Annotated in this window: 9 protein-coding genes; all 9 read right to left on the minus strand. The window is 64.8% G+C overall.

Annotated elements, in window-relative coordinates:
• On the minus strand, window positions 1–395 hold a 395-nt coding region (locus I5M_RS17245), incomplete at its 3' end, for an alpha/beta fold hydrolase (RefSeq protein ID WP_022722530.1).
• A complete protein-coding gene (locus I5M_RS17250) occupies window positions 392–1,177 on the minus strand; it encodes an ABC transporter ATP-binding protein (RefSeq protein WP_022722531.1) in 786 nt (261 codons plus the stop codon). The genes I5M_RS17245 and I5M_RS17250, both read right to left, overlap by 4 nt.
• The gene (locus I5M_RS17255; RefSeq protein ID WP_022722532.1) at window positions 1,170–1,985 is read right to left on the minus strand and encodes an alpha/beta fold hydrolase; all 816 of its coding nucleotides are present in this window, start codon (window positions 1,983–1,985) and stop codon (window positions 1,170–1,172) included. Before I5M_RS17255 ends, I5M_RS17250 begins: the two co-directional genes overlap by 8 nt.
• A gap of 8 nt (window positions 1,986–1,993) precedes the next feature.
• Window positions 1,994–2,806: an ABC transporter permease gene (locus I5M_RS17260; protein WP_244432038.1), complete on the minus strand. Its 813-nt coding sequence runs from the start codon at window positions 2,804–2,806 to the stop codon at window positions 1,994–1,996.
• Window positions 2,807–2,835: 29 nt separating this feature from the next.
• Complete coding sequence (gene rutC, locus I5M_RS17265; protein WP_022722534.1) at window positions 2,836–3,222, minus strand: pyrimidine utilization protein C; 387 nt, start codon at window positions 3,220–3,222, stop codon at window positions 2,836–2,838.
• A 29-nt stretch (window positions 3,223–3,251) separates the two neighbouring features.
• On the minus strand, window positions 3,252–3,938 hold the full coding sequence (locus I5M_RS17270) for an isochorismatase family protein (protein ID WP_022722535.1): 687 nt from the start codon (window positions 3,936–3,938) through the stop codon (window positions 3,252–3,254).
• Window positions 3,939–3,952: 14 nt separating this feature from the next.
• Entirely contained in the window at window positions 3,953–5,011 is a 1,059-nt protein-coding gene (locus I5M_RS17275) for an ABC transporter substrate-binding protein (protein WP_022722536.1), read from the minus strand.
• A gap of 101 nt (window positions 5,012–5,112) precedes the next feature.
• Complete coding sequence (locus tag I5M_RS17280; protein ID WP_022722537.1) at window positions 5,113–6,027, minus strand: LysR family transcriptional regulator; 915 nt, start codon at window positions 6,025–6,027, stop codon at window positions 5,113–5,115.
• Between the two features lie 158 nt (window positions 6,028–6,185).
• The coding region (locus I5M_RS17285) for a gamma-glutamyltransferase family protein (RefSeq protein WP_022722538.1) at window positions 6,186–7,223 on the minus strand (1,038 nt) is incomplete at its 5' end.

Below are 7,223 nucleotides of genomic sequence, written 5' to 3' on the forward strand. Positions count from 1 at the left end.
GTATGCGGATTGGGCGCAGCCCAGGCGTTGACCAGCACGAGGCGATCGAGCATCTGCGGCGCGCGCAGCGCGAGGTCGAGCCCGACCAGGCCACCCAGCGCGTGGCCCATGAAGCTACAGCGCTTGATCTGCAGCGACTGCAGCAGCGCGATGACTTCATCGGCCATATCGCCGATGCTGTAGCCTTCGGGCAACGTCGTCGGATTTCGACCGGTGCCGCGATGATCGTACAACACGACGCGGAAGTGCTGCTTCAGCGCTGCGAGCTGCGGCTGCCAGAACGCGCCGGCGCCGCCAAGCCCGGCCGATAGCACGATGGTCGGCGCATTCTTTTCGGTGCGGCCAGTGATCTCCGCGGTCAGCGCAGAGCTGTTAGTTGCGTTCATGCCGCTCATGCCGCCAGGTCGATGCCGAGTTCGGACCAGATCGTCTCGTACAGCGCGGTGAATTCCGGCAGCTTACGGATCTTGAGCGGATGGCGCTGCTCCGGTGCGATATTCACCGGATGGATCGACTTCACCCGGCCCGGCCGGCTGGTGATGACGACGATGCGGTCCGCCATGGTGATCGCCTCGCCGACGTCGTGCGTTACCAGGACGACGCTGCACTGCCGCTCGCGGATGATGCGTAGTACGTCGCTTTGCAATACCAGCCGGGTCTGGCTGTCGAGCGCGGAGAACGGCTCGTCGAGCAGGATCACGTCCGGGCTGAAGGCGAGCGTGCGCATGAACGCCACGCGCTGCCGCATGCCGCCGGACAGCTCCGACGGATAGCTGTGTTCGAAGCCCTTGAGGCCGTAGCTCTCGATCAGCTCGTGCGCGATCGCCTCGGCCTGCTTGCGCGGCGTGTTGCGCACCTGCAGGCCGATGATGACGTTGTCGATCACTGTGCGCCAGGGCAGCAACAGATCCTTCTGCAACATGTAGCCGACATGGCCGGTGGCGCTGTGCACCGGCTCGCCGTTGACTTCGACCCGCCCGCCGGTCGGCTCCAGCAGCCCGGCGATGATGTTGAACAGCGTGGTCTTGCCGCAGCCGGACGGGCCGACGATGGCGACGACCTCGCCGCGGTGGACCTGGAAGCCGATATCGGCGATCGCCGTCACCGGCGGCGCATTGGCGGCCTCGAAGGTCATCCCGACCCTCTCGGCATTGAGCACGATATCGGCGTCAGACATGAGAATGGGTCCCGATCGGGTGAGCGGCAAGGAAGTCGAGCGTCAGGCTATTGAATGCAGCCGGCTCGACCCGGGAAAAAGCGTGTCCACCACGCGGCACCTCGACGAATTGCGCGCCGGCGATCCGCGCGGCGATCAGCTCGGAGGAATAAGGCGGCGTCAGGATGTCGTCCTGCGCCACCAGCACCAGCGTCGGGCAGCTTATGTCATCGAGATAGCCCAGCCCGTCGAACGCCATGATGCCCTTGGCGCGGGCGTCCATGATGCTGCGCGACGGCGTTGCGGCGACGGCAGCGGCGATCTCGCGTTCCAGATCGGCCTTGTGGTCGCGCACGTAAGTCGGCGGATACAGAAACAGCGGCGTGGCGCGGTGATACTCGGCCTCGCCCATGGCGCTCAGGATACGCCGGCGCATGCTGAGGCACTGCTCCATCTGCGCATCGAGCTCGGCCCAGGTCGCATACAGCACCAGGCTGGCGATCCGCTCCGGCGCGCTGGCGCCGAGCACGATCCCCATCGCCCCGCCGGTGGAATGGCCGACCAGATGCGCCCTGTCGATCTTCAGATGATCCATCAGCCGCAGCAGATCGTCGGCCAACAGTTCGACCGAATAGTCCATCTCCGAGCGCGTGCTGCCGCCGGTGCCACGATGATCGTGCAGCACCACCTGATGGCGCGCCGCGAAGGCATCGACATTCGGCGCCCAGTAGCCGGCCGAACCGCCGAGCCCGGCGACCAGCAGCACCGGCTCGCCGGAGCCGACGATCTCGTAGCGCAGCGCGACGTCGGACAATTGAGCGATCGGCATAACCGGCCTCAGCGCCACTTCATGCGGCGTTCGACCCAGCCAACAGCACTGTCGAGCAGGACCGCCAACAGCATCAGGGCCAGAATGCCGCCCCACACCGCGTTGAGATTGTACAGCGTGCCGGCGTAGTAGATCTGATAGCCGAGGCCCTGATCGGCCGAGATGTATTCGCCGACCACCGCGCCGATCATCGCGAAGCCGATGTTGAGGCGGAACGCCGAAGCGATCCACGGCAGCGAACCGGGCACGATCACCATGCGGAACATCTGCAGCCGGCTGGCGCCGAGCGCCTTGAGCATCTTCAGATAATCGCCGTCGATTTCCTGCGTGCCGGCGTAGCTGGTGATCATCGCGACGATGAAGGTGATGATGGCGGCCACCGCGATCTTGGATTCGATGCCGACCCCGAACCAGACCACGATCAGCGGCGCCAGCGCGATCTTCGGCAGACCGTTGAGCGCGATCAGCAGCGGTCGCAGCACCGCGGCCGCGGTCGGCGACAGCCACAGCAACAGCCCGGCGGCGGAGCCGGCGATGCTGCCGATCAGAAAGCCGAGAATGGATTCCTTGCCGGTGACCCAGGTGTCGCGCAGCAGCGTGCCCGACGTCAGTCCCTTGACCAGTTCACGCCAGATGCCGGTCGGCTGGCCGTAAAGATAGACCTTGATCCATTCGGCGCGGATCGCGACCTCCCACAACAGCAGGAAGCCACCGATCAGCAGCAGCTGCAGAAACAGGATCTTGCCCTGCGCGAACCACGGCGCGGAGATCGAGCGTTGCGAGGCTTTGGCCGGCTTGCGATCGGCTGTCTGCTCGGGCATGCGACCCACGATCTCCGCGTTGGCCATGATCAGGTTCCGACGTAGGCGGTGGTGGCAATCTCGACGAGGAATTCCGGGCGCACCAGCGGCGTCTGGATGCAATAGCGCGCGGGCGGCGTTTTCGGAAAGTACTCCTTATACACTGCGTTCATCGCCGCGTAGTCCGACAGGTCCTTCAGGAAGATCTGGTTGAACACCACATCCTTCATCGTGCCGCCACCGGCTTCGATCACCGACTTGATCGACTCCAGGACGAAGCGGGTCTGCGCGGTGGCATCACCGGCGCCGACGGTCTCGCCCTTCGGGCCGATCGCCAGCGTACCGGACACGTAGATGAAGCCGCCGGCCTTGGTGCCGGGGCTGTAGGGCGCCAGCGGCGGCGGCGAGCCGGGCGGGATGATGGCTTCGAACGGCATGGACACTCCTTGGTTGTCAGAAGCGATGATCAGGCGGCGATGCTGGAGGCAAGCGCCTGGGCGACGTCGTCGACGGTCGAACTCCAGCCGAAGAAGCTCTCGACATTGTAGATCGTCGCCTGCTGGCAGTACTCCGGCCCGGCCTGATAGCAGGCATCGCGCACCAGAACTGGGAAGTACTCCTTGAAGAAGGCGTCACGGATGGTCGACTCGACGCAGACATTGGTGGCGACGCCGCACACCAAGAGCGTGTCGATTCGGCGGCTGCGCAGCAGGCTGTCGAGCGCGGTACCGGCGAAGCCGCTGTAGCGCGGCTTCGGCACCACCAGATCTTCAGGCTCCGGCTTCAGCTCCTTGACCAGCTCGTAGTCCCACCCGCCTTTGGTCAGAAGCTTGCCGGCGAGTTCGGGGCGGCTGCGCATCAGCTTCAGCGAATTGCCCTTGCGCTGATTGACCGAATGCGCGCCGCCGGCTTCCTTGAGGGCCTGATCCCATCCGTTCTGCAGCCAGATCACCTGGATGCCGGCGCCGCGCGCGACCGATACAAGCCGCTGGATCTCCGGAATGACTTTCTGGGTCGGCGCCAGATCGACGCCGAGATGCGAGAAGTAACCGCCGGGCGAGCAGTAGCCGTTCTGCATATCGACGACGATCAGTGCAGTGGCAGCAGCGTCAAAGTCGACGGCTTCGGGCCGGGCGGACAGATGCTTGGACATGTGACTCTCGGATCTCAGCCGGCCTTGCCGACCTTGGCAGCGGCCTTTTCGGCGAAGCTGTTGTCGACCATTTCCTCGTAGGGCCGCGCCGACTTGATCGAGCCGCCGGCGAGTTCGAACGCCATGTCGGTGTCCCATTCGGCCTTGGAGATGGTCGGGCTTTTCGGAATGGCGGTGGAATTGTCGAGCAGATTGCCGGCCGCGGAGCGGATCACCGACTCGGCGACCTGCGGGAATTCGGCGACCGAGGCCTTGATGAACAGCTCGCGGTCGGTGTGCAGCGCCGCCTGGGCTTCGGCCAACGCGTCGCAGAACGCCTGCACCATCGCCGGATCCTTCTCGATCACGCTCTTCTGCGTCATCGCGGTGGTCCAGGACAGCGGACCGATGATGTCGGCGAAAGCGAACACCGGCTCCAGGCCGAACTTCTCCTTGGCGATCGAGACGTCCCATTCGAACATCGTGGCGAAGTCGGCGCGGCCGTCGAGCACGGCCTGGGCTTGCGCGCCCTGCGGCAACTGCAGGAACTTGACGCCGCCGGCCTCCGGATCGAAGCCGCCGCGCTCCTTCATCGCAAAGGTCGGCGTCTGGATCGTCGAGGACGGGAAGCGCAGCGTGGCGATCGTCTTGCCCTTGAAGTCGGCGACGCTGCCGACCTTGGTGCCGGGCTTGGCGACCGCCCACATCGCAACGCCACCGACCACCTTGGCGATGTTGCTGACCTTGGCGCCCTCGTTGACGGCATTGACCGACATGCCGGCGCCGGTGACGGCGAAGCTGGCATTGCCCGACAGCACCACCGGCAGCGCCAGCGCGATGCCGCCCGCCGAGCTGACGGCGACGTCGAGGCCGTGCTTCTTGAAGAAGCCGCCGTGCTTGGCGGCGTAGACCGACACATACATGCCGAGATGGATCGCCTCGGAAACCTTGATGGCGTTCAGAGACTGGGCGGCGGCAGGTCCGCCGAGGCTCTCGAACGCCGCCGCGATGGCGGTCGCGCTCGCGCCCAGAAGGACGGTCCGCCGCGAGGCGGCGCCGGTGAACAGCTTGGTGGCTTTGCGCTCAGTCGTCACGACGCATCCTCCGTTGGGGCCAGTGGCACCAGACTAAGGAGGAAGAGCCTGTTCCGAAAAGTCGAGAATCGGTCATGCGATGCTGCCGAAAAGGCAACACCTCAGCCGCGTCTCTTTTTGCGGGACAGGCCCCGGATCGCTTCCGCCAGCGCCTTCAGAAATTCCTGCGGCGCATGCGGCAGCGGCCGGTCGCGGTGCACGCTGATGCTGGAGCGCGCGGCCGCGAAGGCCGGATCGGCGATCGGGATCGCCCGCAGCGCATCGGAATGCAGCTCGGTGATCACGGTCAGCGCCGGCATGAAGGCGATCGCCTGCCCGGTCGCCGCCATACGCTTGGTCAGCTCGAGCGAATTGGTGGTTACCAGCACCAGCGGGGCGCGCTTGCGCTTCGCGATCGCTCGCTCGAACACCTGGCGCAGGCCAAAGCTGTGCTCGGGCAGCGCGATGGTCTGGGTGCAGATATCATCGAGAGTAAGCGTAGCGCGATTGGCGAATCCGTGCGTCGGCGCCACCAGGCAGGCGATCGGCTCGACATGTTCGGCGATGACTTCGATCTCCGGTCGCGGCGCCGCGTTGAAGGTGATGCCGATATCGGCTTCGTCTTCGAGGAGAGCCTCGATGATGCGATCGGTCGATCCGGTTTGAATGCGAAACGTCACCGCCGGATAGCGGTGGTGGAAGTTGGCGAGCAGATCCGGCAACAGCCCCGAAACGAACCCTTCGATCACAAACAGCGAGACCTCGCCGCGGCGCAGGCCGCGTAGATCGTCAATCTCATTGCGGGCGCGGTCGAGGTTGCGGAAGATGCGATTACTCTGCCGGGCGAGCACTTCGCCGGCCGGCGTCAGTTGCACGCCGACCTTGGAGCGCTCGAACAACACGGCATCGAGTTCGTGTTCGAGCTGCGCGATTTGCCGGCTGACGGCCGACGGCGCGACGTGCAGCCGATCGGCCGCCTTGCGGATCGAGCCGAGCTTGGCGACCTCGTTGAAATAACGCAGAGCCAGGAAGCGCACGCGACCTCATCGGATCAAGGACCGGGAGCAACAATGATGGCCCGAATCCGCCGCGATGTCGCGGCGAACAGTTGCGATTTCGATCCGAAGCAGGCCGTCGGTCCAAGCGGCTCAGGCCGCGCGTATAAGGGGCCGGTGACGGCCTGCTTGGCGTTGCCTCAACTGACCGCGGCCTGGCCGTCGCGGCGGGGATCGGTGGCAGCGACATAGCCCTCCACTGCCGGATCGCCCATCCGCCAGATGAATTGGCCCGCACCGAAATCCATGTAGCTGTCGACGAGCGGGACGATGTTATGACCAAGCTTCGCCAAACCCTGTTGGGTCTGGATATCCATGTGATGCTCGGCATTGAGGTTGAGGCCCGATTCAAAACGCCAGCGCGGAGCATCGCATGCCGCCTGAGGGTTCTGACCGAAGTCGATCATCCGCACCAAGGTCTGGAGATGTCCCTGGGGCTGAATATTGCCTCCCATTACGCCGAAACTCATGACCGGCTTGTCGTCGCGCATCAGGAAGCCGGGGATGATGGTGTGGAACGGGCGCTTGCGCGGGCCGACGCAATTCGGGCTGGACGGATCGAGGCTGAATCCGTAGCCGCGGTTCTGCAGCGACACGCCCCATTCCGGGATGACGACGCCGGAGCCAAAGCCCATGTAATTGCTTTGGATGAAGCTCACCATCATCCCGGAGGCGTCGGCGGCACTGAGATAGATCGTCCCGCCCCGGGTCGGATTTCCGGCCTTGAAATCCTGGGCCTTTGCCGGATCGATCAGCTTGGCACGCTCCGATAGATAGCTGTCGTCGAGTAGCTGCTCCGGCTTCACCGTCATGGCGGAGGGCTCCGCGACGTAACGATAGGTGTCGGCGAAGCCGAGTTTCATCGCCTCGATCTGAAGGTGTTGAGCCTCGATCGAATCGGGCTTGAGACGACCAAGATCGAATTTCGACAAGACACCCAGCGCGATGAGCGCCGCGATCCCCTGCCCGTTTGGCGGGATTTCGTGAACCGTGTAGCCGCGATAGCGCATCGAGATCGGCTCGACCCACTCCGGCTTGAACGCCGCGAGGTCGGCCGCTGTCATCGCACCGCCCTCTTCACGGGCGTGGCGCTCGATCGCCTCGGCGATCTCGCCCTTGTAGAAGGCCTCCCCTTTGCTCTCGGCGATCTTGCGCAGCGCCTTGGCGGCGGATGAAAA

Source organism: Rhodopseudomonas sp. B29 (genome assembly GCF_000333455.1).
Lineage (GTDB): Bacteria > Pseudomonadota > Alphaproteobacteria > Rhizobiales > Xanthobacteraceae > Rhodopseudomonas.